This window comes from Alteromonas sp. ABH4_452 (genome assembly GCF_056311825.1).
Genome location: NZ_CM149973.1, coordinates 1,677,787 through 1,700,679, shown reverse-complemented (window position 1 = coordinate 1,700,679; position 22,893 = coordinate 1,677,787). Strand labels below are relative to the sequence as shown.

The window sequence follows — 22,893 nt, the reverse complement described above, 5'->3', positions numbered from 1 at the left end:
CTTATCAAGGCTCAAGGGCTGAGCCTTGATAAGGCTTGCAAAAGTCATAACATCTCTTTTTTAAGTGTTTTTGCTACTGCTAATACCAGTTCTGCCGAAGGGCGAACTTTGTAATCTGGGTTCACATAACTAAATAAAACTTTCCCTTTTTTATCTAGCATAAAAATAGCAGGCGCTGGCAACACGCTTTTTCCACTTTCATCTTTGGTTAAATCAATACCATAGGTTTTGTATTTTAATTCAGTCATGGTATCTACGTAGAACCCAACGCCGAATTCGCGGATCGTATTTAATTTATCGTCAGATAGCAGTGTAACCAAAAACTCAGTTTCAAGTTTTTGCTCTTGTAAACGCGCAGGTGATTCAGGCGAAATTGCCAATATCTGATACCCCATGTCCACTAAGTCTTTTTCAATATCTTTCAGCTGGGCAAGCTGTTCGTTGCAGTATGGGCACCACCCGCCACGATAAAAAAGTACAATACTGGGCTTTTGCATAGTCAGCGCTTGTAAGCTTACTGGTGAACCGTCAGCCATTTTAAGCGTTGTTTTAGGCGCAACTTGGCCATTGAGTAATGGCGTCACCGAATTAGCATCTTCTGCAATGGCTCCGCGCTCTAAAGCATGTACATTTGATGTACCCGCAATACAGGCGAATACCATAGCTGCCATAGCGACGAGTCTTTTCATTAATCCTTCTCCAAATTTATATTCTTATTGTGGCTTGTTTACTGTTTTAGTTATTCGCGCTTCGCGCGATGCCCAAGAACATGACCGAGAAGGTTTGTTTAAAATTTCATTACGCATGAAAATAAACGCGTACTTACCTGTGATATAGGCCTCTTAGCTACAGCAGGCAACGCATTTTACTGGTAATATAGCGTCAAAATTTGCTGTAGCGTTTGTTCGCATGGCACACGAGGTTTTTCGAAAGCCTTAATAAACACAAAGCAGGATCACCATGGCTCTTAAAGCGACCATTTTTAAAGCTGACATATCAATAACGGATATGGATCGTAACTACTACAACGATCACAACCTTACTATTGCCCGGCATCCATCCGAAAATGACGAGCGCATGATGCTGCGCATTATCGCCTTTATTGTTAATGCTCACGAGCGTTTGGAGTTTACCAAAGGGCTCTCTGATGACGACGTGCCTGATCTATGGCAGAAGAGCTTCAGCGATGAAATAGAATTGTGGATAGAATTAGGCCAACCGTCAGAACAGCGCATCAAAAAGGGCTGTAATCAAAGTCAACAGATGATGATTTATTCATACGCTGACAATAGCTTTGATGCCTGGTGGAAGAAAGAGCAAAACAAGTTACAGACAAGAAAAAACCTATCAGTTTTTTCTTTGCCAGAGCCGCTAGCTGCTACGTTGGCGAAAGCAGTTCATCGCTCTATGCAAATACAAGTTACCATTCAAGACGGGCAAGTTTGGTTAACCATTGAAGGTGCCGACGTCACCGAAAGCGTTGAAGTAGCTATCGAGAAACACCTGTAATGAAAAAGCTCTCTGCCGTTCAGCTTAAACAACAAGCACTGGTTTTCAGTGTAGCCGATAGCTTGGAAGCACAAGGAATTGAAGAACTTGAAGGTATGCAACAATGCTGGTTCGACGTTCAATATCATCAATTCCCCGGCTCTTTACTCCTAAGATTTCAATTCGAAAGTGAAGAGACGCTGTCACGGGCCGAGCCTGAATTAAAAAAATGGCAGCGACGATTAAGTGCAGCGCTACTTAAAAAAGGTGTAGTGTTGAAAGACATGCGTCGACATCTTGTATTCACTACGCAAGGTCCAGAAGATTAACCCGCGTAGTGCATCACAAAACCACGTCTTGCGATGCACACATATTCTATAAATCGCGTAAATTTTGTTATAAACCTTTCATTTTTCCGCATAAAGTCTACTTACACTTTACTAGATAAGTAGGCTAGACTGGATTAGTTGAATATTCAGCTTGCCAAATATTGATATTAAATGGCTAGTACCACTTAGCCTTATGCTGCATGTTCGAACACCATGTTGATCGGTTATAAAAATAGCCACTATCCCAGTAAAAGGAGCTTCATAATGAAAACTAAAGCAATGGCGTTAGCACTACTACTGTCTTTAATGGGCTGTACAGAATCTAGCGAAGAAACAAAAAGCGAAGTAAGCAAAGAGATGGAAAAGGCAGGCGAGACAACTTCTGAAGCCTATGAAGAGGCGAAAGAAGGCGCGGCAGATTCTTGGGATGAAACCAAAGATGCAACATCTGATGCCTTTGATGACGGTAAGAAAATGGCTTCTGATGCCTATGAAGATGGCAAAGAGATGGCTTCAGACGCATATGAAGACGGCAAAGATATGGCCTCTGACGCGTATGACGCGACTGCTGAAAAAGCAGGTGAGTTTAAAGATGCAGCAGCGAAGAAAGCACATGAAGCTTGCGTGAAAATGAAAGAGCAAATGGGCGGCGACGTTAGCGAGTGCGACGATTAAGTTAATCGCGCTATAAAAAATAGAGAGCGAGCCTTCGGGTTCGCTTTTTTGTTGGCGTTTGATAAAACAGGTGTTTTTAATTAAGGCTATTCACACCCAGCTAAAATCACAGAATCGGACGTTATCGTTAAGGGGGCAACCCTTAATAAGGTATTAATGCCTAAAATATTATTGCCTTTCGGAAGCACAGCGACCTCCACCGGCCCGACTTCACAAGTGTTACCAATTCGAACAGAATTTAACTGATACTGAGATATCTTTACGATCTTTCCGTTCGCCATTCTTGCTGCCGAAGTTCGAGTGGCAAGCAGCTTTTGGTTACGTGTTAAAGCATCGAAGGTGGCTTGATTTAGGGTCAGCAGACTTGAGCCCGTATCCAATAAAAATGAAGCATTCACAGACGTTTCCAAGGTCGCCTCTAAATAGAGCGTGCCGCCTTTGCTTTGTGAAAGTGGAATACTTTGTTCTATCGCCGACACTGTCGATGCAAAAGCGAATAATAAAGTTGATAGCGCCAAAGACGGCACCCTGAATTTTAACTTCACCGCAACGATACCTTCTGCCGATTCTAAATAGGTATTAGGTGACAGCAAGATAAAGACCAAAGGGTAAGTGATTGATTTAGCCAGCAGTCTTCAAAACTACATAGCGCTATAGCACCACAACGGTGCATCCACTCATTTTTTCTGCACTATGATTAACCACCCAATGTCTATCGTGAACCGTTATCGCTCTATTCCTCGCGATCTTCTTGATTGTTGAAATTTTCTATAAGCAGTTAAGTGATAGTAAATGGCTATCACCAATCGCCATTGTTTAGAACTTTTTTGGTCATACAATAGACTAAAGTAGCAATTCAATAAGAGGACACAACATGAAATTACGCTATGTATTGGGTTCGTTAATTACCGCTGTTTCACTTGGCGTTTCTGCAAATGCAGTACAGGCAATGTCCGCATCAAGCGATGAAACGGTTGATGTGCAAGTTGTTGATTATTCAGGTAAGCCACCGTTTAAACGCAAAATCGTAAGCTTGTCGGTTAATGATGTTGCACAACTAGAGTCGGTAGGACAAGACGCCATCGAGTATGTAGAAGTGAAAGACGTCATTATGCGCGGCAAGCCCCCATTTCGTAGAGTGACAAAAATGATGCCGGTCTACGACGTAGCTCAACTTGAGGTACTCGGAGAGCAAGCTGACACACAAAAACGAGGCACGCGCCCACCGTTCAAGCGTCACTAATAGTCGCTTGCAATTCCCGTATAGTTGCACCAAAGCGATTCACTTTTGCCTGAGTGAATCGCTTTTTTAATGTGCATACATAATCACGTAACCTGGTATTTTGCTCTGCACTACAACATTTGTTTTGCCCGTTTTATTTTTATTAACGCGTCAGAAGCGATAAAGTAATAGAAAACAAATAAGAGACAGTAAATGCAGCCTCACGACCATTCACCACTCAACGATTTTATTGAATACCCTAAAGAGCAAATGCTAGCTCGCAGCGAAGAATTCTTGAAAACCATGCAGCGTCGCCACAGCATTCGACACTTTAGCGACCGCTCCGTTGATAAAGCAGTAATTGAAAACTGTATTTTGACCGCTGGCACTGCTCCTAGTGGAGCGAATCATCAGCCTTGGCATTTTGCCGCAATACAGTCGCCCGAAGTAAAACAACAAATACGCGAACAAGCTGAAGCCCATGAACAAGGCTTTTACAATGGACGTGCTGGGCAACAGTGGCTGGATGACCTTAAGCCTTTAGGTACTGACGCAAGTAAACCCTATCTGGAAACAGCGCCTTGGCTTATTGCAGTTTTCAGTCAGAAGTTTGGTGAGACGGAAGCAGGAGAAAAAAGCCAAAACTATTATGTGCACGAATCGGTGGGTATCGCGGTGGGTATGCTTATCACCTCACTTCACAACGCAGGTTTAGCAACCTTGACCCATACGCCAAAACCTATGAACTTTCTAACCGATGTGTGCCAACGACCAGACAACGAGCGCGCTTACATGCTTATAATTGCTGGCTATCCGGCGGACAATGCCACCATTCCTGCTCACGCCAAAAATAAAAAATCGCTTAGCGAGATTGCGAGTTTTCTGTAAATTAAAAAAGCGCGCAGGGCTTGAGCGTATGATGTAAACCGAGTCTCTGAAACAGCATAACTAATAAAAGCTTTGTCATAGACATGAGATACGCAGCACTTATAATGCGCCCTCGTTATTAAGGGCTGCGACCTTTTCTTTACGATTTTCGATCAACCTCGTTCAACAGCCCCTCGGAGCTCGTATCCTCATGTCATCGCGTCACACATTTTCACCGCAACTTCCTTTTCTGTTGTTAAGCCTTTTTACTGGCCTAACATCATCGTTTGTTACGCCACTGATGAGCTACTTTCTCATTGATGAGATCAATGTTGAGCCTATTTATATCAGTATATATATGGTGTCTGTGACGTTATCAGGTTTAGTGATCAGTCAATACTTAGGTCACTTGGCAGACAAAGGTTTTAACGCAAATCGTCTTTACGGGCTCACCATGATTTGCGTGGGTATAGCCATGGTCGCGTTTATATTCAGCAAACAGTTTTGGCACGTTTTTCTAGCAGGCGTATTGTTTATGTCGGTAGGTGCCGGGGCCGTGTCTCAGATGTTGACCGTTTCGGGATTATGGGCAAAAAACCAAGACATCGACTTAGCCGCCTTTAACTCAAAAGTTCGCGCTGCTATCTCTCTCGCTTGGGTAGTAGGTCCGCCGCTGGCATTTACGCTGGTTGCCAATTTTGGCTTCGCAGCGTCCTTCTCGGTGGCCATCTCGTGCGTGGTTGTTGCAACGCTTTTCGTAGTGAATGTTGTGCCGCCTCAAAAAGCCAACCAACAGTCGCTCAATACAAGCCTCAAAGGCTCGCTATCGCTGCCTTTTTGGCTAGTTGGGTTGGCCATACTTGCCGGAATGGCGGGCAACGTTATGTATTTATCATCCATGCCTTTATACGTTATGAATGAGCTAGGATTAGCGGAAAATTTGCCAGGGCTAATGATGGGCGTAGTGGCTGCGCTTGAAATACCTACTATGTTACTCGCGGCCAAGCTGGCTCGACGCTTCCCTCCTGCGGGTATTATGGCTGTGGCTTTTATTTTCGGCTGTTGCTTTTACGTTGGCGTGTACTTTTCTCAGTCAAGTTGGGAGCTGTTAACACTTCAAATATTAAACGCACTGTTCTACGGTTTATATGCTGGCATTGGGTTGACGCTACTGCAACAACAAGCACCCGATTTAACAGGGTTCACATCAGCGTTTTATTCAAATGCCACCCGCGTGGGAATGATGTTAGGCACTATCGGTGCAGGCTCCGTGGCACAATTTTTTAGCTTCAGAGATGCCACCATTGGGTCGTTCTGTATTGCTATATTTGGTTTGATCGTGATGATAGTGCTCATGTTTGTAAAGCACCGGGTAGGTCGCTAGAAGCCTGCCTTTTTTTGCGCGTACTTTCTTTATGCTTTAGTACACCCAGACTATTTTAATCGTAGCTCCATCTGCACATCACATCTAGCATAAGGCGATGAAGCCCCCTTAATATGCTTAAAACCGATCTTTTCATACAAACTTACTGCCGGCTTAAGTACTGAGTTGCTCTCTAAATAAAGCTGCTTTAATCCCATCAATTTCGCTCTTTCGACAATACTTTTACCTAACAGCAGCCCTACCCCTTTACCTTGAGCTTTGGGAGACACCGCCATTTTGGCAAGTTCAAACGTATCGTCAGTTTGTTTGATAAGTGCACAGCAGCCTATGGGTTCGCCCTTATCTAACGCGATCAATATCACACCCGACTGATTCAAAATGTAGCCTTCAGGGTCGTCGAGCGCTTTAAAGTCGGGCTCTTCGAGCTCCCAATATTTGCTTATCCATTCTACATTGAGCGATTTAAATGTCTCGCGATACTTAGGCGCATAATCGACTACCTTAATATCAGGCGAGTCGCCGTCCACTCTTGCACTTATGGGGCGATATCGAAGATGCCTTTCAACTACGCTCACCGCTTCCCATAAATCGATACCCGTTTCATCTCTTAGCTCGCGCATGGCAGCGTCTATGGCATCGCACTGCTTTTCCATATGGGGCACCATCGCTTTCGCTTTATCGTTTAAAGCCACCAAAGTAACCCGCGAATCGTCGCTCGATTTATAACTTTCAATAAGGTCGCGTGCTTTCATTTCTTTTACGATTTTACTCACCGACACGTGAGAATGATTTATCTCTTTAGCGATATTCACGACAGAATCAGCACCTTTTGACGCGAGCACGTAAAATACTGGAAACCACTTTGGCTCTATCGCAAATCCAAATTTCGCATAGGTATTTTCCGCATCCTTTGACACCTGCGCGGCTAACTGACGTAAGGCAGTACCTAATGCAATATGCCCCAATTCATTAAATGACTTCACTTTATAAAACTCCGTAACCAGTTACGGATATAATTAATCGTAATTGGAGACAAGTCAAACAGATTATTGTTTGATCATCAAAAAACGGGGATGTGGTTCACTTCGCCTGGCACCGGCTACACCAATAAAGACGTCGCCCGTTATACGTTTGGCGTTTTATTGGAGTGGCGCAGACTCTACAAGGCTGCTCCTCTCTGTCGAACACCATAAATCGCGTACCTTCAAAGTTGACGCCTTTTGCTTCAAGCACTTCGCGTAATTCTGTGTACACGGTATAGCCACCGGTTTCATAGCTGCGTTTGCATATTGCTAAGGTGTGATGTGCCAAGCTGCGCAGCTGCTCATCATCTAACTGAGAGGGTTTAAGTGATGGGTGAACGCCTGCTGCAAATAGTATTTCGCTGCGAAGGTAGTTGCCCAGCCCCGCCATAAAGCGCTGATCTAGGTATAAACCACTTAGCGCTCGATTATAGAACGCTTTTGAACGTAAGCGTTCTAGTACCAACTTTTCTGTCACCGAATTGTTTAGTACATCAGGCCCTACTCGCTGCAAAAACGGATGCTCATGAATGGTTTGTGTTGGCCAAATACTTATATCAGACGCGCTATACAAAATAGCACTGTGTGTTGCGGTATGAAGCCCTACTCTTAGCTGACGGGTAGTCTCGGGCATTTCGTTGCGTTTACAGGTATGCCACACGCCATAAAGCTGATTGTGTGAATACATAGAGAGCGCATTGCTAAAATGGGTAATTAGCGCCTTGCCACGGGTTTCCATGCGCAAGACTTTTTCGCCTTCTAGCTGTTTAACATAGGGTTTTAGCTGAGCTAATCCAAACTCTACTTTTTCTAAGAGAGTATCTTTAATTACTGCTTCGACTTTGTCCGCAGCGCGACGGATCTCTGGGCCTTCAGGCATGCTATCTTAACGACCTTTTATCTGGGTTAATGGTTAGTTCGCATCATTTTCAGCTTCTTTGCAGCTATATGATAACGAATACAAAAAAGGCCTGTAGCCCTTTAATGTACTTTAAACCGCAGTTTGTACACCAAAGATCAACAGCCCCTTTTTATTGATTAAAATTAAACTCAGATTGTCGTATCTAAACGTTCTACTGACTAGCCCTTGTTTGGCACAATCAGATACTTAGTGCCAGTCTTCTTCGCATTGTACAGAGCCACATTCTCTGGCTGAAGCGCTTCTTCAAGACTCAACTCTTTGCTGTAGGACGACGCAAACGTTGTGTTAATTTCCATAGCCACTTTTTGATAAAGTTCGCCTACGCGTTTCTTATCAAGCTTGCCTAAGAAGCGCATTAGCAACCATCCACCAATGCTCCACGTCATGCCATAAGCACGATTTAAAATAGTCGGAGAGAAATCTAAGCCACCGTAGATATACACTTGTTTATTGCTGTCAGATCCATAAGTGTTGAAGCCTTTTGCATCTTTACTGCCCGATGCTTCCATCATGGTAAGGATATCGCTAACTAACTCACCGCCACCAATGGCGTCGAACGCAAGCGTAGCGCCAGTGCTGTCTATGGCCTGGTAAAGTTCTGCTTTGAAATTCTCACTGCTGGAATCAAGCACAATTTTCGCGCCAATACCTTTAAGCAGATCTACCTGCTCCTGGCTACGAACGATATTGACTAGCTCTACGCCTTCCTCTAAACAAATCTTGTTCAGCATTTGCCCAAGGTTAGACGCCGCTGCAGTGTGAACCAAGGCTTTGTGCCCTTCCATACGCATGGTTTCAACCATACCAAGTGCAGTAAGCGGATTAACAAATGACGACGCAGCTTGTTGTGGCGTAGTGCTATCCATATGAGGTAAACACGCCTGCACGGGCACACACGCAAACTCGGTGTACGCTGCGCCCGTAAGAATAGATACGGTTTTGCCCATTAATGCTTGCGCCTCCGGGCTTTCACCTGCCTTAACAACCGTACCTGCACCTTCATTTCCGATAGGCAAAGTTTGGTCGAGACGAGACTTAATACGGCTAAGTAAAGGCTTGTGTACCGGCGCAATCAATGCATTTTTATCAGCATCGAAAGTGGCTTTATCAAGGCTTGCCGGGCCAAACATAGGCCACATATCTGACGGGTTTATTGGAGAAGCTTCCATGCGCACAATAACTTCGTGCGGCTTCGGCTCTGGAACATCTACCTCTTTTAGCGATACCTGAAGCTCACCTTCTGATGTAATTAGCGTAAATAGTTGTTTAGATTTATTCATATTGACTCTTGTGCCCTAAAAATTAAACGCTCTATGTACTGTTAAGCTAACATGCCACCACTATCAGCAGTATTTATATTTCGAATACATATGCGTTTCGACCACTTATACACTCAAAAAAAATGGGGTCAGAGTACATTTCCCCGCTAACTCAGATAGAGCCCCTCAAAATTAATGGGGCAGAGTACATTTTTACGAGCTTTTCCGCGAAGCAACCTAACGGCTTCACCAAGTGATAGCGCCTATATCCTAATCACACATCACGTCATAACCTTTATCAATAAAGTACTCTGACCCCATTAATCAGATGGGTTACACTGCTAAGCCTGTATCAACTTGCTATGATGAATTAAGAAATGAAAAAGTATTGTGCGTACGTCTTACTTGGGCTTGCTGTAATAAGCAATGTGGCGTTTGGTAAAGCTGCACCTTTGGTTTCAATTCCTACCCAGGACGCATTTTTTAATTCGATAAAAGCGCACTGCGGAAAAGCGTTTCAAGGAAAAGTGAGTAAAGATAATGTAGGTAATACCTTCGGTGATGCAGAACTTGTTATGCACATACGAAAGTGTACAGACTCAGAAATTCAGATACCTTTTCATGTGGGTGAAGACGCGTCCCGCACCTGGATATTAACAAAGACTGGCGCTGGTCTTATGTTAAAACACGACCACAGAAATAAAGACGGCAGTTTCCACTCTTCGACCATGTATGGCGGCCACACAGTAGATGAAGGGTTCCCCCAAGTGCAGTCGTTTCCTGCAGATGTATATTCAAAAGCGTTATTTATAGAATCGGGAATTGCAGCATCAACGGATAATGTCTGGCAAATGATGATCTACCCAAGTCGCTTTATCTATCGACTAATTCGCCCTGCCCGCGAAGTACAGGTAGACTTTGATCTCGAAAATCCCATAGCAACGCCAAGCGCCCCCTGGGGATATGAATAATGGGGTCAGAGTACATTTTCTAATTTAGGAGAGCCAAACAAGCCATTCATTTCATTCTTCCAGCTTGCCCGTTAGACCAGTTTTGATAGGTACAGGGTTGTAGCCTTTTCTCAATTCATTCATTTTAGTAGAAAGAATATAGAAAGGAATTTGGTGAAATTATGGCAAGGAAACCTCGTTTGGCTCCCGCAGGCTATCCTCAACACGTCATCCAAAGAGGTAACAATCGCTCAATATGCTTTAAGTGTGAAAACGACTACATTGCCTATATTAGCTGGCTTAAAAAGTTCTCTGCAAAATTTGATGTAGGCATACATGCTTGGGTATTGATGACCAATCATGTTCATTTACTTTGCACTCCTAAGCTTGATAACCTTGGCGTAAGCAAGATGATGCAAGCGCTTGGCCGCATGTATGTGAGGTACTTTAACCACAAATATGAACGCTCTGGGACGTTGTGGGAAGGAAGATTTCATTCCTGTCTGGTCTCTAACGACGAATATCTTCTCACGGTTTATAGATATATCGAGCTGAACCCTGTAAGAGCGAACATGGTCGAAAAGCCGGTTGAATATAAATGGTCAAGTTACAGAATAAATGCGTTAGGTACACCTTCGTCACTGCACAGTCCTCATCCTGTATACCTAAATTTAGGAGCTTCAGAAAACCAGCGTATTGCCGCTTACCGCGCTCTGTTCGATGATGAACTGCCTCAAACTGACATTGATAAAATTCAAAGCGGTACTCGAAGAGGACTAGTTCTGGGAAACGATACATTTAAACAGCAAATTGAAAGCCTGACTGGGCACCGCTTAAAACACGAAGCTTTGGGTAGGCCACCGCAAATCAGTAAGCAGTTAGCCGCTGATTGCTCGGAAATAGCTTAATGTACTCTGACCCCTTTATTATTAAAAACGTCGCGTTGGCTAACTAGCTCAAACCTGCGAACACTTAACGACAAACTGTTTGGAAATAAATTAATGTACTCTGACCCCAATATTTTACAGCAAACTTTTGGTTTCTCAGCGTTTCGTGAGGGGCAGAAAGAGGCGGTGGATTCTCTACTTAGTGGACATTCAACGTTAGCGATCTTTCCGACGGGTTCGGGCAAATCTTTGTGTTACCAGTTCGTCGCTACGCAGCTGCCACATTTGACCTTGGTAGTGTCGCCACTACTAGCGCTGATGAAAGATCAGCTGGAATTTTTGCATAGCAAAGGCATTGCAGCAGCTAGCATAGATTCCACGCTAACACCTGAGCAAAACAAACAAGTGATGAACGATGTGCGTTCAGGGCAGTGTAAAATTTTAATGGTGTCAGTGGAGCGTTTTAAGAACGAGCGCTTTAGGCAGTTTATTGAATCCGTTCAGGTCAGTATGTTGGTGGTTGACGAAGCGCACTGTATTTCTGAATGGGGCCATAACTTTCGCCCTGATTATCTTAAACTTCCCGCCTACCCAAAAGAGCTTAACATCCCACTGGTATTGCTACTTACAGCAACGGCCACTAAAAAAGTAAAAGAAGATATGTCGGCCCGCTTCGATATCGCACCTGCCAATATTATTCAAACAGGGTTTTATCGACCTAACTTAAATTTATATGTGCGCCCTGTTCTCGAGCCCCATAAAAACCAAGCATTGATTGAAGAAATTCAAAAACAACAAGGTGCAGGGATTGTTTACGTTACATTACAAAATAGTGCAGAGGAAGTAGCGCGCTTTTTGCAGCAGCAAGGTTTTGCGGCGAAGGCCTACCACGCTGGCCTCGACAGTGAAATAAGGCAAAGTATCCAACAAGACTTCATGAACAATAAGATTCAAGTTGTTGTAGCTACTATTGCCTTTGGTATGGGGATAGATAAATCGGATATTCGTTTTGTAATTCATTACGACCTGCCAAAATCTATCGAAAACTACAGCCAAGAAATTGGCAGGGGCGGACGAGATGGAAAAGCAGCAAACTGTACCGTACTCGCGAACTTAGATGGGCTTGTCACCATAGAAAACTTTGTTTACGGCGACACGCCAGATAAAAGCGCTATTGAACGCGTTATTAACGACATTAAGTCGCAAGCCCCTGCGATGGAAAAAAGAGTAACGCATAATAGAGAAATGCAAGGTGCAGTTAACCAAATCACCCCATCAATTGAAAACGAAGCTAGCGTATACCAATGGGAAACACAGATAAATAGCTTATCAAGTGCGAGTAATATTCGTCAGCTCCCTCTTAAAACGCTGTTGGTACAGCTTGAACTGGCTAACGTTATTCGCCCTTTATATGCCTATTTCGCAGAATACAAATTCCGCTTCATTACCGATAAAGCCACTATATTAAGTCTGTTTTCAGAAGAGCGTGCGCGCTTTTTAGACGCCGTATTTACCCATTCAAATATGAAAAAAGTCTGGGGCGTGGTCGATTTTGATAGTATTTATCAGCACTACGGCGCAGAACGTTCTAGAGTAGTGGCTGCCTTAGAATACTTGCACGAGCACAATCATATAGAGCTTGCATCGCGCTTAATTACAGATGTATACCGTGTTAACAACGAACTACTGCAAGACGGCGATTTGGCAAACAAACTAGCCCACTATTTTGCGGAAAACGAGCGTAAAGAGGTTGAGCGCATCGCCGCACTTGTAAGCTTTTTCGAACAAGACACCTGCTTAAGCCACAACTTGGCTGCATATTTTGATGATACTCTAGCGCCGAAGACGTGTGGACATTGCAGTGTATGTAAAGGCGATGTGGCCAAGCTTAGCTATTCATCACCAATATCAACACCAGATAGTGAGCAAGTATCTGAAGCTATGACAGCGCTAAAAGCGCATTTAAGCGGTAAGTTTGAAGGCACTATTACCCCTTCTATTTATTGCCGCTTTCTAACTGGCATGACAATGCCTTTATTTAGCCGCTTAAAAATAAGACAAGTGAAAGGATTTGGCAGTTTTGAACACTGCCGATATGCAGACGTTCTAGAAGAAGTGAACACAGCTCTATGCCAATGACTTGTAGAACCAGCTGTTAAGGGCCAATAACGGGCCAGCCTTAAATTAAACTCGTGCCTGTTACTAAAAACGGGCATATGCTTCTTACTATATACCCGTTACATGAGCCGTGTTTACCGCCGGGTTAGCGAAACTTTAACACTAACGCCTGATTACGCTTGATTACGCTTTATTCCGCTTGATTACGCCATATTATCAATCTGCTTTAAAATACTGCCAAAGGCTCGGCTCCCAACACTTTGAATCTGTTTATCAAAGTAAAGGCTACCTAAGAGAAAAATGGTAATGTGCCCTTTCGAGCGCCAAGTAACATGCGTTTTTCCATCTTCTTCTTTCAGTGTTATTTCACCTAACTGATGATCGTATGGTAAAGGCTTCGACTTCACCACTTTGTAGCCTAGTTTATAAGGCGGCTCGTAAGCCACTATCTCTTCATGAAGGTTCGAGCCCCCAGAAATAATTTCTCGTACAGCACCCAGTCCATTTGGTTCATGTTTACCTTTAACCAATAAATTAGACTGCTCAATAGCTTTGAACTGTGCATAGTTAGCATGGTCACTTAATATGGAAAAAACCTCTTTAACAGGTTTATTTATGGTTCGCTCTACATGAATTGAGAACACGCTTTAATCCTTTTTATACATTCTTATTAGCGATATTTTTCGATAATAGCCTAAACACAATCAAACGTTTACTTAATATAATTTATTGGTCTTGGGCTAACTTGTGAATATAGCAAAAACCTTAATTCTATTTTATAGTGGGCAAAACAACAGTGTCGTAGACGGTATAGGAAGTATGGACACCAATAAAAAAGGGTCACTCGTTGTGGTCGGCACAGGCATTAGTGTTGCAGGCCAAATGACGCTTTCCGCTAGAAGCCATATTGAAAATGCCGACATCGTCTTCATGGGCATCATGAACAAAATTGGCGAACACGTAGTAACCAAACTTAATCCTAATAGTGTATCGCTAGACGACCTTTATGAAGAAGGTAAATCCCGCGCCCTCACCTATTCTCAAATGGCCGATAGAATTGTAGATTCTGTAGTAGAAGGCAATAAAGTTTGCGTTGCTTTTTATGGTCACCCTGGTGTTTTTGTTACCCCCTCTCATGAAGCTGTCCGCCGTGTTCAACAGATGAACTTAGAGGCAAAAATGTTGCCCGGAGTATCGGCAGAAGACTGCTTAATTGCCGATTTAGGCATAGACCCCTCACGCTTTGGCTGTCAGTCTTACGAAGCCACCCAGTTCCTGTTTCGCGATTACCGCATCGACCCACATATGACGCAAATAATCTGGCAAATTGGTTTAGCCGGAGAAGCCACATTGAGCGTATTAGACGCAAATCATAGCCAATCAGGGCTGGCCATGTTGGCAGATATATTGGCGGAGCATTATCCAGCGGATCACGAACTAATTATTTATGAAGCGGCGACACTGCCACTTTGCGAACCCAAAATAGAAAAAGTTCTGCTTCGTGAACTAGAATTCGCAAAACCCACTTTAATCTCTACTCTCGTTGTTCCTTCCAGAGGAATGCCAGCGTATAGGCAGGACCGATTAGCAAAGCTAGGGCTAACAGAAAAACAAGTGACTAACTATAGAAACCCGACTGTAAATTAAAAAGGATAATAAAAATGGCAAAATCTATTCAAGATTTCATGGTTGAACTAGATACCAACAGTAAGCTTATGGACGCCTACAAAAGCGACCCTGTTGCAACAGCAAAGAAATACGGCTTATCTGCCGATGAAGTAAAAATTATTGCAGATAAAAACTGGGACGAATTATCTAAGCGCTTTGACGATACCAGTAAGACGATTCGTGTTGTTAGCTACTAACTCATAGTAAGCGAATTATGAAGCGCTTTGTCTTGTGCATTATTAGTGTCATTGCCCTAATGACACTGCCTGCGCGCGCTCTCGCTACACCGCAAGACAAGGTTTCCTCTGCTGTACATCAGCTTTCTGAGCTTAGAGCTCGAATTCAAGAGAACGACCCGAACGTTCAAAATACGTTTACAGAATTGCATGCTTTTTTTGCAGCTCAGCCAGATGCTTTCGAACATGCACAGTTCTTAAACATTAAATCGTATTTTTATGTTTTAAAACAGGATTATGCGTCGGCCTACCAAGCGTTACTTGAAGCCCGAAAGTATGCGAATTCATCAGAAAATCTGCGGGCGCTTGCAGAATCGTATCGTTTAGAGGGCTTAATTCTAGACTTTTCAGGCGAGCATGCCAGCGCACTAGAAGCCATGCACCAAGCGCTAGATTTTTACAATGAAGTAGGAAGCGACCGCGTTCTTTTGGTGTATAGCGCCATGGGCAACGTTTACATGTCGCTAAAAAATTACGAACTAATGCTGACATTTGCGCATCAGTATTTGGCTGCAGCGCAACGTTTTAATAATAAAGAGGGAGAAGGAACCGCATACTTTTTCCAAGGGTATGCACAGCGTGCGTTAGGCGAATATCAAAATGCGAAAGTAAGCCTATTGTTAGCCGAAAATATGCTTCGCGAAGCTAACTACCCTTTTATTGGCATTGTACACAGCGCAATGGTAGAGCTGCACATTGCACAAGGGAATTTGAGCGAAGCACTGAAAAAACTGAATCAAGCAGCAGAAGCTGACCGTCAGGTTGGGTTTCGCTATAACGAAGGCTCTCACCTTCTTCACCTTGTAGATATCTATAAACAACAGGGTGAAATTGAGCTTGCTATCGGCGAACTTGAAGCAGGGCTCGAAAAAGACGTCATTAAAAATGACAAAGTATTAGTTACCGACCTTTTAAACCAACTTATCGAGCTTCACGAACAAAACGGAAACCTCGAAGCCGCACTTAGCTATTCAAAGCAACATCAACAAGCATTCAAGAAAAGTTTTAATGAGCAACAGTCCAGATTAATGGCACTTCATCGCGTGCGATTAGCCGTGTCCGAAAAAGAAGAAACAATAAAGCTTCTAGAAAAAGACAATCAGCTCAAAGAACAGCGAAACCTTATCCAACAGAAAAAGAACACTCAGCAACTTTATTTTATTGGCTTTGTGATCCTTTCATTAGGTTTAGTAGTCGGGCTATGGCTTAGAACCCGACTACAGCGAAAAGCACTTAATACTCTGACGCAGGACTTACGTAAAGCGACTAAAGCTAAGTCAGATTTTCTAGCCCGTATGAGCCATGAAATTCGTACACCGCTAAACGCAATTATAGGCCTTACCAAGCTTTCTCAACGCACTGCAGAAGACAAAGATCAGCAAACCAATTTGATTCAGATTGAAGGTGCATCGCAAACGCTACTTAGTATAATCAACGACATTCTCGATTTTTCTAAAATTGAAGCTGGCAAGCTGGATATCGAGTCGACGCAATTCAATTTGGATGCTTTAGTAAACCAAACTATTAGACTGCACCTAACACGCGCACAAGAAAAGCACATAGAACTTATACAACATATTTCTCGAGACGTGCCGCTAAACTTGATTGGCGACCCGTTGCGCATACAACAAGTGCTCAACAACCTGCTAAGTAACGCGCTTAAATTCACTGAAGATGGTCTTATCTCGGTAAGCGTTAGGTGCACACAAACCGCAGACGATATTCAACTTGAGTTTGAAGTGAAAGATTCAGGCGTTGGCTTAAGTAGCGCCCATCAAGCCCAACTTTTCCAACCGTTTAATCAAGGTGACGAGTCCATTTCAAGGCGCTACGGTGGCACAGGTTTAGGCCTAGCAATTTGTAAACAGCTCACCGCTTTAATGGGTGGCGAAATTTGGGTAGAAAGCCAGCTAGGAAAAGGCTCTATTTTCCACTTTACCGTAAAAGTGACGCAGGACGCTTCTCAACAAATTATTTCGCCATCTAAGCAGCTTTCTGCACTGAAAGTGCTTATCGCAGACGATATTGAAGCATCGCGAGACGCAATTTCTGAAGCTCTTTCAATGGCCGACATTCAAGCTGATATCGCCTCTGGCGGAAAAGACGCGGTTGTAAAAATGCGCGTTGCATTGGCCGCATCATCACCCTACGATGTCCTCATTTTAGATTGGAATATGCCAGATATAGATGGCCTGGATGTAGCGGCAATAATGAGCCAAGAGTTTTCAATTAAGCAGCCAAAAGTGATCATGCTCTATGCGTTTGAATCGCCACGTATGAGAGAACAGGCGAACCAACTTGGTATACGAAACTTTATTAAGAAACCATTTAGCACAAGTGAACTGATAGATGAACTGCAAGAGCTTTGTCTTAACGTAAAAACTAAAGCCTTGCCTAAAGAAAAGCCAACAGTGCCTAATTTAAAAGGTACACGTATTCTTTTTGCTGAAGATAATGCACTAAACCAAAAAGTAACTATAGGCCTTTTAGCAGAAACCAAAGCTTCGATTGAAGTTGCCAATAATGGTTTAGAAGCAATAAGCATACTGCGTAAAGACAGCGCATTCGACGTAGTATTGATGGATATTCAGATGCCGGTAATGGATGGTTTAACGGCTGCCAAACACATTAGAGAAGAGCTGAAGTTAACTTTACCTATTATCGCCACAACCGCTCATGCGATGCAGCAAGACATTGATAAAAGCCTAGCGGCTGGCATGGATGGTCATATAAATAAACCCGTCGACCCTAATCGCTTTTTTGATGTACTTGTTGAGGTATTGGATAAAAGGCAGTCTTCGGCCACCTCAGAAGTCGCTAAAGACAAGCTCATAGCGACTGATTCACTTACGTTAATAGACAAATCAAAAGCCCTAGAAACCTTGCTTGGTGATGAAACGCTTTATAACGACTTGCTTAACGATTTTGTGGCTTTAGAAGGTGAGATAAGCGCGCTCAAACAAGCCATTGATACCCATGACTACCCTTCCATCGCAAGAATAGCGCACATCTTCACAACGGCGCTTCGATATATCGGCGCATTTCCACTCGCTGAATTAGCAAGCACGATAGAACTAACCATAAAGCGCAACGAACATAAAATAACCGACGACTTTAATGAAAAGTTGGAAACCCTTCACGACGCTTTGGTGGAATTAGGTGAAAAAGTTAAAGGGATGATGGGGTAAATAGCAAAGCCTACAAAAAAATGTAGGCTTCGCTTCTGTATTAGCAAACAGCAGGCGGCAAATGATTAGCCTTCGCTAGACTCTTGCGACGCATACTCATTTTTCATCAGCCATGCATATGCTGTGGTAAACGCGGTTTCTTGAAACTGTTTTAAACCAGTTTCAGAGAACGGAACCGCTAGCGGGTTTCTGCGTAGCGATTCTTTAATATCTGTTGGGCTAAATACAATAACTTCTAACCCATCAATTAACTCAATAGCGGCCTCTAGCTTAAAACCAATTGCGCTTCCCGCAAATTTGCCTTTGCTTTGACGTTGGCGAATGATTACCGCATCAATTTTATAGTCTTCGACAAGCTTCGCGAAGGTGCTTTGAAAGCTTTTCAAGCCCTTAGCGCTGGTATCGGCAAGGGTTAAACGGCGCGTACGGCAGTCGGGCAAATGAAACAAACCGTCAGCTAGCGACACTAAACTAATGATTGCTTCGTTACCTTTTAAATCTATACCACAGACTTTCATATTTATTCCTAATTACGTTTGCCTGTCATTATAACCGTTTCGCGGCTGTTATTCACTTGCATGCACTTTTCTTTGCTCAGCACCAACCTTTAGCTACCGCACTGGCCCGCTTAGCAAACTCAACTTAGCACAGATTTAATAGTCTCTTTGGACAAAGGTTTTACAAAGTGCTCGTCGAACCCAGCTGATTTAGAGTCTTCAACGTATTTTTCTGACCCCCACCCGCTTTGAGAATAAAATTTCGTATTCTCCGCTTCAGGTAACGCCTTAAGCATTTTAACTAACTCGTAACCGTCTATATCTGGCATGCCGATATCTAGAAATGCATAGTCAGGTTTGAAGGTTTTAAATGCATCAACAGCTTCCTTAGGCGAGGTAATGCCCAGAGCGGTAACCCCCATAGATTCAGTCAGCAAACAATAAGCGTCGATAAGGTCTGCGTTATCATCTACAAACATCACTTTACCTTTGCTTTGAACAGAAGACTCCAGTTCTGTACTTTCTGTCTGTTCGTAAGCGGTTTTAGAAATAGGTAGCCTTACTTCAAAGGTACTGCCTTGGTCAACGCCATCACTCACTACAGAGACTTCACCGTGGTGCAAAGCCACCAGCTTACTCACAAGGGTTAGGCCAATACCAAGACCGCCTTTGGTATGGGTAGAATGGGCTTCAATTTGAGTGAACATGTTAAACACGTCTTTTAGCCTATCTTCTGGAATACCCATTCCGTTATCTTTCACAGAAACGACGATCATCACGCCTTCTTTTCTGATATCTACAACAATCTTTCCAGACTCTTTTGTATACTTGGTCGCATTGTGAATAATGTTAGAGAAGATCTGGCTTAAACGCGCTTTGTCGCCGTAAACGGTCACATCTTCCTCAAGACAACTTACGGTTATATCGTGCTTTTTCGCCTTTACTTGCTGTTCGACAATTTCAAGAGAATCAGAAAGCACGTCTTGAATGCTTAACCGCTCAAATTCAAGCTTAACTTTGCCTCGCGTAATACGAGATACGTCCATTAAATCGTTAATGAGTTTGGACATGTATTCGGCTTGACGATTAATAATTGCCGTTACTCTTTTGCGGGTTTTATCATCATCAACCGATTCTAAAATGCTTGCGCCCGACATAATTGGGCCCAATGGGTTTCGCAACTCATGCGCCAAGGTAGCAAGAAATTCGTTTCTGTAGTTATCCTGCTTTTCAAGTTCTTGAATACTGATATGCATACGTTCTTGCACATCAAGTGCATAAACCAAAAACATCCTGTTTAACCGGTTGGCAGTATCGACGTCAGTTTTATCAAATATTGTTGAACGCCCTTCAATTGTACGGGTATGGATAGTAAACGCTGAACGAGGTTTAAGACGTTCTGCTTTCGGCGCATCTTCCGATTTTTCATCTTCAGCGCCAATCCACTTTTGAACGCGATGGGTTTCTTTTCTAAACCAAGCGGTAAAGTACTGCTTTTTCTCAAACAGCGGGATAATCATAATACCCGCTATTCCATACTCTCGCGCTTCAGGATAATCATCATAAAGTGAATCGTTAGTGTAAGGAAAACCGCCTTCTCTGCTAGCTTTAGAAAAGATATCTTTGATAAGTTCTATTGGTAAGCTCTCACCAAGCGTAATGGTTTCATACTGTGAATAGTAAACAAAACCAGAGCTATTAAGCGCATCTAAAAACGCCCGTTCACCGCTTTTCACAACGCGACTGATAGGATTTGCTGGCCCTATTTTGTCTAGCATGGCATCCACGGCTTCGTCGGTGACATATTTTTTGTGCTTGGCTATTTCTTCTTCTTTTGCCAACAGATGCCAGCTAAATAACTGGCTTAAGTTTTCACACTGCAGCCTAACATTTTGAGGGATATAACAAGGCTCGCGATGATGACATGAAATAAGCCCGTATAACTCTCCGTCTGTAACTAAAGATATGGAAAACGACGCGCGTAACCCTTGGTTTCTAATATATTGAAGGTGAATAGGCGAGAAAGTGCGCAACAGCGAACGAGTGAGGTCTAACCGGTCTCTTCCAGTCTCCTCGATGGACGGCACCAATCTAGCTGGGGGCAATTCTGTATCAGGCGTTAACCGTACCCAATTTGTTTTGTAGAGCTCCCTGGCTTGTTTTGGTATGTCTGAAGCGGGAAAGTACAAATCTTGATAAGACTCCATATCTTCAGCCTTAGCTTCCGCGATAACCTTACCTGAGTAGTCATCGTTGAACTTGTAAAGCACCACTCTATCCATGTTAGTGAGATATTTAATGGTCGACACCATCTCTTGCGCCATCTCACCGAGAGATGTCATTTCCTTGAAGCGTGGCGCGATAGACATTGAATAAAGCTTAATAAATTGCTCTGCGCTGTAGGCATCTCTAAATTCTGTAGCAGGCTCGAGCTCGACCACATAATGATGACCTGAATCGTAAACAACCGCTAAATAATCTCCTGCTTCCCCTTCTACTAAAAGCGACGAATTTAAAATCAGCTTAATGGGCAGCCGTATTTTGCTCTTCGACACTCTATCGAAGGTTTCTTCAAGAAACGCGCGCTCATTAGTATCAGAGGAAAGAATATCTAAAAAGTTTTTACCTATGATCTTCTCAGCAAATATCGTGTCGCAGTTTTCACTAACAATTGAGATATTTAAATCGTCGTAGCTAAACGCGATAAGAAACCCATAACTTTGTACACTTTCGGGAATGTGTATTGGCTCGTCTTCACAACGTTCAAAGTTAAAGTTTTGAGGAGATTGAATCATAGAGTTCCTAAAATTTGTTTCCGTTTTCCATATTTGAGCGTGAATTGAAAACTATCACATCAACAAGCCAAATAATAACGCGCTTACGTTTTATTGGCTTAATTTAATCAAACGCCCACCTTCCTTATCTTCAAGCACATAGATATTGCCCATGCTGTCTTGCTCGACTTCGCGTACGCGCTTACCCCATTCGTAACGCTCTGCTTCTTCCACTTTCCACTTGCCTTCTTCATCTTTGCCAAAAGCAACACGTACCAGCGCTTTTGAAGACAAACCACCGATAAAGCCGTTACCTTTCCAGTCGCTAAATTTATCCCCTTTATAAATGATAAAGCCGGCGGGGCTGATAGCAGGCACCCACGCTAATTCCGGCGATTTAAAAATAGGAATATCTTCGTGATTAGGAATTTTTACGCCCGAATAATGGTCGCCTTGCGACACAGTGGGATAACCGTAGTTGCGAGCTTTTTCGATAAGGTTGAGTTCATCTCCATGGCGCGGTCCCATTTCGTGAACCCATAAATTCCCTTGATCATCAAAATCTATACCTAGCGGATTGCGGTGCCCTAGCGTCCAAATTTGTTCGGTTACGCTGCCTTGACCATAAAACGGATTATCTTCTGGCACACTACCGTCGTCGTTTAAGCGTACAACTTTACCTAAATTCATTGCCATGTTTTGAGCTGGCGTAAATTTCTGGCGTTCGCCAGAGGTAATAAATAAATAGCCATCAGGGGAAAACGCCATGCGGTGAGAATAATGACCGTTCCCCGTCACTTTGGGCGACTGACGCCAAATTAGCTCTCTATCAGATAGCTTCGCGCCACTATCAGATAAGGTAAGCGTGGCCCGCTCAATTACTGCGCCGCTAAACGCATCGTCTTTTTCATCCCGTTCAATGTAGGAAATATAAATAGTGTTGTTTGACGCAAAACCCGGGTGAATAATGACATCACCTAAACCGCCCTGTCCACGCGCAGTAACATTTGGCACATTACTTACCGCAAAACGCTTTTGCTGATTTTCATCAAGCAGCCACAAAGTGCCAGCCTTTTCCGTTACCAAGCTGTGCCCATCTGGCAAAAACGTCATAGCCCACGGGCTGTCGAAGGTAGCTTGAACACTACCTTTAACAGTCGTGCCATTACTGCCTTTCATATCAATTTGTTCAGATGAGTTTGACTGGCCAAACGTAAAAAAAGAGGTAGCAAAAAGCATAACCAATAGTGCAGCGTTTCGGCTCATGCTGTTTTTGTGCGTATTTGTTGTTTGCATCTGCGTTCTAACCTTTTTTAAGGTTTGCGTACTGCTACTTACACGTTGAGGCGTTAATTACACGTCAACGGGCGGCGCAAAGGGTTTCAGTTAGCATTAGTTACGTAGATT

21 protein-coding genes are annotated in these 22,893 nt (G+C 43.3%); 12 read left to right on the top strand and 9 right to left on the bottom strand.

Features of this window, described 5'->3' with window-relative positions:
- Positions 1–44: 44 nt before the first annotated feature.
- Positions 45–689, bottom strand: coding sequence for a peroxiredoxin-like family protein (locus ACYX4N_RS07225; protein WP_476056089.1), 645 nt, complete (start codon positions 687–689; stop codon positions 45–47).
- Between the two features lie 271 nt (positions 690–960).
- On the opposite strand from ACYX4N_RS07225, the gene ACYX4N_RS07220 reads away from it, so the two are divergent.
- From ACYX4N_RS07220 to ACYX4N_RS07210, 3 genes are all read left to right on the top strand, one after another.
- Positions 961–1,509: a YaeQ family protein gene (locus tag ACYX4N_RS07220; protein ID WP_476056088.1), complete on the top strand. Its 549-nt coding sequence runs from the start codon at positions 961–963 to the stop codon at positions 1,507–1,509.
- Positions 1,509–1,817, top strand: a complete 309-nt coding sequence (locus ACYX4N_RS07215; protein ID WP_474827133.1) for a hypothetical protein — start codon at positions 1,509–1,511, stop codon at positions 1,815–1,817. The genes ACYX4N_RS07220 and ACYX4N_RS07215 overlap by 1 nt, the downstream gene beginning before the upstream one ends.
- Positions 1,818–2,081: 264 nt before the next feature.
- Positions 2,082–2,492, top strand: a complete 411-nt coding sequence (locus ACYX4N_RS07210) for a hypothetical protein (protein ID WP_474855153.1) — start codon at positions 2,082–2,084, stop codon at positions 2,490–2,492.
- Positions 2,493–2,578: 86 nt separating this feature from the next.
- Here ACYX4N_RS07210 and ACYX4N_RS07205 read toward each other — a convergent pair whose 3' ends face one another.
- On the bottom strand, positions 2,579–3,037 hold the full coding sequence (locus ACYX4N_RS07205) for an aspartyl protease family protein (RefSeq protein WP_476056087.1): 459 nt from the start codon (positions 3,035–3,037) through the stop codon (positions 2,579–2,581).
- 329 nt (positions 3,038–3,366) lie between these two features.
- Between ACYX4N_RS07205 and ACYX4N_RS07200 the strand changes: the two genes are divergently transcribed.
- The 3 genes from ACYX4N_RS07200 (at position 3,367) to ACYX4N_RS07190 (ending at position 5,965) form a co-directional block, all read left to right on the top strand.
- Complete coding sequence (locus ACYX4N_RS07200) at positions 3,367–3,735, top strand: hypothetical protein (RefSeq protein WP_476056086.1); 369 nt, start codon at positions 3,367–3,369, stop codon at positions 3,733–3,735.
- 192 nt (positions 3,736–3,927) lie between these two features.
- The gene (locus ACYX4N_RS07195; RefSeq protein WP_476056085.1) at positions 3,928–4,602 is read left to right on the top strand and encodes a nitroreductase family protein; all 675 of its coding nucleotides are present in this window, start codon (positions 3,928–3,930) and stop codon (positions 4,600–4,602) included.
- A gap of 190 nt (positions 4,603–4,792) precedes the next feature.
- Entirely contained in the window at positions 4,793–5,965 is a 1,173-nt protein-coding gene (locus ACYX4N_RS07190) for a sugar efflux transporter (RefSeq protein ID WP_476056084.1), read from the top strand.
- A 50-nt stretch (positions 5,966–6,015) separates the two neighbouring features.
- Here the strand turns inward: ACYX4N_RS07190 and ACYX4N_RS07185 are convergent, their stop codons facing one another.
- From ACYX4N_RS07185 to ACYX4N_RS07175, 3 genes are all read right to left on the bottom strand, one after another.
- Complete coding sequence (locus ACYX4N_RS07185) at positions 6,016–6,948, bottom strand: bifunctional helix-turn-helix transcriptional regulator/GNAT family N-acetyltransferase (RefSeq protein ID WP_476056083.1); 933 nt, start codon at positions 6,946–6,948, stop codon at positions 6,016–6,018.
- Positions 6,949–7,045: 97 nt separating this feature from the next.
- On the bottom strand, positions 7,046–7,867 hold the full coding sequence (nei, locus tag ACYX4N_RS07180) for an endonuclease VIII (RefSeq protein ID WP_476056082.1): 822 nt from the start codon (positions 7,865–7,867) through the stop codon (positions 7,046–7,048).
- 200 nt (positions 7,868–8,067) lie between these two features.
- Positions 8,068–9,189 carry a zinc-binding dehydrogenase gene (locus ACYX4N_RS07175; protein WP_476056081.1) on the bottom strand — a complete coding sequence of 374 codons (1,122 nt, stop codon included), beginning with the start codon at positions 9,187–9,189 and terminating at the stop codon, positions 8,068–8,070.
- A gap of 356 nt (positions 9,190–9,545) precedes the next feature.
- Here ACYX4N_RS07175 and ACYX4N_RS07170 point away from each other — a divergent pair, with 356 nt between their 5' ends.
- The 3 genes from ACYX4N_RS07170 (at position 9,546) to ACYX4N_RS07160 (ending at position 13,144) form a co-directional block, all read left to right on the top strand.
- Positions 9,546–10,139 (top strand): hypothetical protein, encoded by a 594-nt coding sequence (locus ACYX4N_RS07170; RefSeq protein ID WP_476056080.1) that lies wholly within the window; start codon positions 9,546–9,548, stop codon positions 10,137–10,139.
- Between the two features lie 161 nt (positions 10,140–10,300).
- Positions 10,301–11,026 (top strand): transposase, encoded by a 726-nt coding sequence (locus tag ACYX4N_RS07165; protein WP_476056079.1) that lies wholly within the window; start codon positions 10,301–10,303, stop codon positions 11,024–11,026.
- A gap of 93 nt (positions 11,027–11,119) precedes the next feature.
- Entirely contained in the window at positions 11,120–13,144 is a 2,025-nt protein-coding gene (locus ACYX4N_RS07160) for a RecQ family ATP-dependent DNA helicase (protein WP_476056078.1), read from the top strand.
- A 182-nt stretch (positions 13,145–13,326) separates the two neighbouring features.
- On the opposite strand, the gene ACYX4N_RS07155 is transcribed toward ACYX4N_RS07160, so the two are convergent.
- Positions 13,327–13,767 (bottom strand): SRPBCC family protein, encoded by a 441-nt coding sequence (locus ACYX4N_RS07155; RefSeq protein ID WP_474805439.1) that lies wholly within the window; start codon positions 13,765–13,767, stop codon positions 13,327–13,329.
- A 175-nt stretch (positions 13,768–13,942) separates the two neighbouring features.
- On the opposite strand from ACYX4N_RS07155, the gene ACYX4N_RS07150 reads away from it, so the two are divergent.
- Genes ACYX4N_RS07150 through ACYX4N_RS07140 form a run of 3 tightly spaced genes read left to right on the top strand, consistent with a single transcriptional unit; the run spans position 13,943 to position 18,215 of the window.
- Complete coding sequence (locus tag ACYX4N_RS07150; RefSeq protein WP_474805437.1) at positions 13,943–14,770, top strand: SAM-dependent methyltransferase; 828 nt, start codon at positions 13,943–13,945, stop codon at positions 14,768–14,770.
- Positions 14,771–14,784: 14 nt separating this feature from the next.
- Complete coding sequence (locus ACYX4N_RS07145; protein WP_474855129.1) at positions 14,785–14,988, top strand: hypothetical protein; 204 nt, start codon at positions 14,785–14,787, stop codon at positions 14,986–14,988.
- Between the two features lie 17 nt (positions 14,989–15,005).
- Entirely contained in the window at positions 15,006–18,215 is a 3,210-nt protein-coding gene (locus ACYX4N_RS07140) for a tetratricopeptide repeat-containing hybrid sensor histidine kinase/response regulator (protein WP_476056077.1), read from the top strand.
- Positions 18,216–18,280: 65 nt separating this feature from the next.
- Here ACYX4N_RS07140 and ACYX4N_RS07135 read toward each other — a convergent pair whose 3' ends face one another.
- The 3 genes from ACYX4N_RS07135 to ACYX4N_RS07125 form a co-directional block, all read right to left on the bottom strand.
- A complete protein-coding gene (locus ACYX4N_RS07135; RefSeq protein WP_474855125.1) occupies positions 18,281–18,733 on the bottom strand; it encodes a DUF3010 family protein in 453 nt (150 codons plus the stop codon).
- A gap of 119 nt (positions 18,734–18,852) precedes the next feature.
- Positions 18,853–21,507: an ATP-binding protein gene (locus ACYX4N_RS07130; RefSeq protein WP_476056076.1), complete on the bottom strand. Its 2,655-nt coding sequence runs from the start codon at positions 21,505–21,507 to the stop codon at positions 18,853–18,855.
- Positions 21,508–21,597: 90 nt separating this feature from the next.
- Positions 21,598–22,782 (bottom strand): PQQ-dependent sugar dehydrogenase, encoded by a 1,185-nt coding sequence (locus ACYX4N_RS07125; RefSeq protein ID WP_476056075.1) that lies wholly within the window; start codon positions 22,780–22,782, stop codon positions 21,598–21,600.
- Between the last annotated feature and the right edge of the window lie 111 nt (positions 22,783–22,893).

Excerpts from the sequence above, each read along its gene's own strand:
- ACYX4N_RS07225 (WP_476056089.1), bottom strand. The coding sequence starts at position 689 with ATGAAAAGACTCGTCGCTATGGCAGCTATGGTATTCGCCTGTATTGCG.
- ACYX4N_RS07220 (WP_476056088.1), top strand. The coding sequence starts at position 961 with ATGGCTCTTAAAGCGACCATTTTTAAAGCTGACATATCAATAACGGAT.
- ACYX4N_RS07215 (WP_474827133.1), top strand. The coding sequence starts at position 1,509 with ATGAAAAAGCTCTCTGCCGTTCAGCTTAAACAACAAGCACTGGTTTTC.
- ACYX4N_RS07210 (WP_474855153.1), top strand. The coding sequence starts at position 2,082 with ATGAAAACTAAAGCAATGGCGTTAGCACTACTACTGTCTTTAATGGGC.
- ACYX4N_RS07200 (WP_476056086.1), top strand. The coding sequence starts at position 3,367 with ATGAAATTACGCTATGTATTGGGTTCGTTAATTACCGCTGTTTCACTT.
- ACYX4N_RS07195 (WP_476056085.1), top strand. The coding sequence starts at position 3,928 with ATGCAGCCTCACGACCATTCACCACTCAACGATTTTATTGAATACCCT.
- ACYX4N_RS07190 (WP_476056084.1), top strand. The coding sequence starts at position 4,793 with ATGTCATCGCGTCACACATTTTCACCGCAACTTCCTTTTCTGTTGTTA.
- nei (WP_476056082.1), bottom strand. The coding sequence starts at position 7,867 with ATGCCTGAAGGCCCAGAGATCCGTCGCGCTGCGGACAAAGTCGAAGCA.
- ACYX4N_RS07175 (WP_476056081.1), bottom strand. The coding sequence starts at position 9,189 with ATGAATAAATCTAAACAACTATTTACGCTAATTACATCAGAAGGTGAG.
- ACYX4N_RS07170 (WP_476056080.1), top strand. The coding sequence starts at position 9,546 with ATGAAAAAGTATTGTGCGTACGTCTTACTTGGGCTTGCTGTAATAAGC.
- ACYX4N_RS07165 (WP_476056079.1), top strand. The coding sequence starts at position 10,301 with ATGGCAAGGAAACCTCGTTTGGCTCCCGCAGGCTATCCTCAACACGTC.
- ACYX4N_RS07160 (WP_476056078.1), top strand. The coding sequence starts at position 11,120 with ATGTACTCTGACCCCAATATTTTACAGCAAACTTTTGGTTTCTCAGCG.
- ACYX4N_RS07150 (WP_474805437.1), top strand. The coding sequence starts at position 13,943 with ATGGACACCAATAAAAAAGGGTCACTCGTTGTGGTCGGCACAGGCATT.
- ACYX4N_RS07145 (WP_474855129.1), top strand. The coding sequence starts at position 14,785 with ATGGCAAAATCTATTCAAGATTTCATGGTTGAACTAGATACCAACAGT.
- ACYX4N_RS07140 (WP_476056077.1), top strand. The coding sequence starts at position 15,006 with ATGAAGCGCTTTGTCTTGTGCATTATTAGTGTCATTGCCCTAATGACA.
- ACYX4N_RS07135 (WP_474855125.1), bottom strand. The coding sequence starts at position 18,733 with ATGAAAGTCTGTGGTATAGATTTAAAAGGTAACGAAGCAATCATTAGT.
- ACYX4N_RS07130 (WP_476056076.1), bottom strand. The coding sequence starts at position 21,507 with ATGATTCAATCTCCTCAAAACTTTAACTTTGAACGTTGTGAAGACGAG.
- ACYX4N_RS07125 (WP_476056075.1), bottom strand. The coding sequence starts at position 22,782 with ATGCAAACAACAAATACGCACAAAAACAGCATGAGCCGAAACGCTGCA.